At 70.6% G+C, this 1787-nt stretch carries 1 protein-coding gene and 1 pseudogene; one reads left to right on the forward strand and one right to left on the reverse strand.

Annotated features, from left to right (window positions below; all coding sequences use genetic code 11):
• Positions 1-20: 20 nt before the first annotated feature.
• Positions 21-1334: an acetyl-CoA C-acetyltransferase gene (locus tag G6018_RS07285; RefSeq protein WP_179523546.1), complete on the reverse strand. Its 1314-nt coding sequence runs from the start codon at positions 1332-1334 to the stop codon at positions 21-23.
• A gap of 116 nt (positions 1335-1450) precedes the next feature.
• On the opposite strand from G6018_RS07285, the pseudogene G6018_RS07290 reads away from it, so the two are divergent.
• A pseudogene (locus G6018_RS07290) lies at positions 1451-1787 on the forward strand (short chain dehydrogenase); the annotation flags it as partial.

A 1787-nucleotide genomic window follows, 5' to 3' on the forward strand; every position in this document is an offset into this window, starting at 1 on the left:
GCGGGGTCAGCGCGTCGGGCTCACCGTTCGACGATGGCCGTGACGCCCTGACCACCGGCGGCGCAGATGGAGATGAGCGCGCGGCCCGAGCCCTTCTCCTCCAGCAGCTTGGCGGTCGCGGCCAGGATGCGGGCCCCGGTGGCGGCGAACGGGTGCCCGGCCGCCAGCGAGGAACCGTGGACGTTGAGCTTGCTGCGGTCGATCGATCCGAGCGCGGAGTCCAGACCGAGACGCTCGGTGCAGTACTCCTCGGACTCCCAGGCCGCGAGCGTGGCCAGGACCTGCGAGGCGAACGCCTCGTGGATCTCGTAGTAGTCGAAGTCCTGCAGGGTCAGGCCGTTGCGCTCCAGAAGCCGCGGGACCGCGTAGGTGGGCGCCATGAGGAGCCCGTCCGGGGTGCGGCCGTCGTGGCCGTGGATGAAGTCCACCGCCGCGGTCTCGGAGTCCACCAGGTAGGCGCGGACGGGGAGCTTGTTCTCCTCCGCCCAGGCCTCGCTCGCCAGCAGGACCGCGGAGGCGCCGTCGGTGAGCGGGGTGGAGTTCCCGGCCGTCATGGTGGCCTCGGTGCCGTGGGCCTCGGCGTCGCGCTTGCCGAAGACCGGCTTGAGCTTGCCGAGCTTCTCCTCGGACGAGTCGGGACGCATGTTGTCGTCCCGCGGCACGCCGAGGAACGGGGTGACCAGGTCGTCCTGGAAGCCGGACTCGTAGGAGGCGGCGAGGTTGTGGTGGCTGGCCGCGGCGAGCGCGTCCTGGGCCTCACGGGTCACGCCGAGCTCGCGGGCGGTGATGGCGGCGTGCTCACCCATGGACAGTCCGGTGCGGGGCTCCGCGTTCTGCGGCTGCTCGGGGACCAGCGACTGCGGACGGATGTCGCCGAGGAGCTTGAGCCGGTCGACCGTGCTCTTGGCCGAGGTGACCTTGATGAGGATCTTGCGCAGGTCGTCGTTGACGGCCAGCGGGGCGTCGGAGGTGGTGTCGGTGCCGCCCGCGATCCCGGCGTCGATGCGGCCGACCGCGATGGCGTCGGCGACCTGGATGGCCGTGGCCAGGCCGGTGCCGCAGGCCTGCTGCACGTCGTAGGCGGGGCTGGAGGAGTCGAGAACGGAGCCGATGACCGACTCGCGGGTGAGGTTGAAGTCCCGGGCGTGCTTGAGGACGGCACCCGCGGCGACCATCCCGACGCGCTTGCCCTGCAGGTTGTAGCGGCTGGCGAGACCGTCGATCGCCGCGGTGAGCATGTCCTGGTTGGAGGCGTCCGCGTACTTGCCGTTGGATCGGGCGAAGGGGATTCGGTTGCCGCCTACGATGGCGACCTTGCGGGGGCTGGTGGTCACGTGTGTCACTCCCGTTTGATCTCGGTATCCGGTGGCCCGTAGCGCGGCCCGACGAGTATTGTTACTCAGCGGTAAGTTACTTGTCGACCCGTAAGACCGCACCTCTCCAGGAGATGATCGCCATGGCACAGGGCAACCTCGACCTCTATTCGCAGTTCGTGACCTCGGCCCCCGGGTCGTTCATCGCCGGCAAGGTCGGCCTCCCGCAGCCCGAGCAGCTCCGCCGGCACGAGGCCGGGCAGCCCGCTCTCCACGGCCCGGTCCTGGTCGGCGGCGAGGGCCGCCTGGTCGAGCCCGTCCGCGCGATCCTCGAGTCGGACTACGAGCTGGCCGGCGCGGACGCCGAGGGCAAGTTCGCCGGCCTGGTCTTCGACGCCACCGGCATCCGCCGCACCGAGGACCTCAAGGCCCTGTTCGACTTCTTCAACCCCGTCGTCCGCCGCGTCGCCGCCA

It is taken from the genome of Dietzia sp. DQ11-44 (genome assembly GCF_014145205.1).
Taxonomy (GTDB): Bacteria; Actinomycetota; Actinomycetes; order Mycobacteriales; family Mycobacteriaceae; genus Dietzia; species Dietzia natronolimnaea.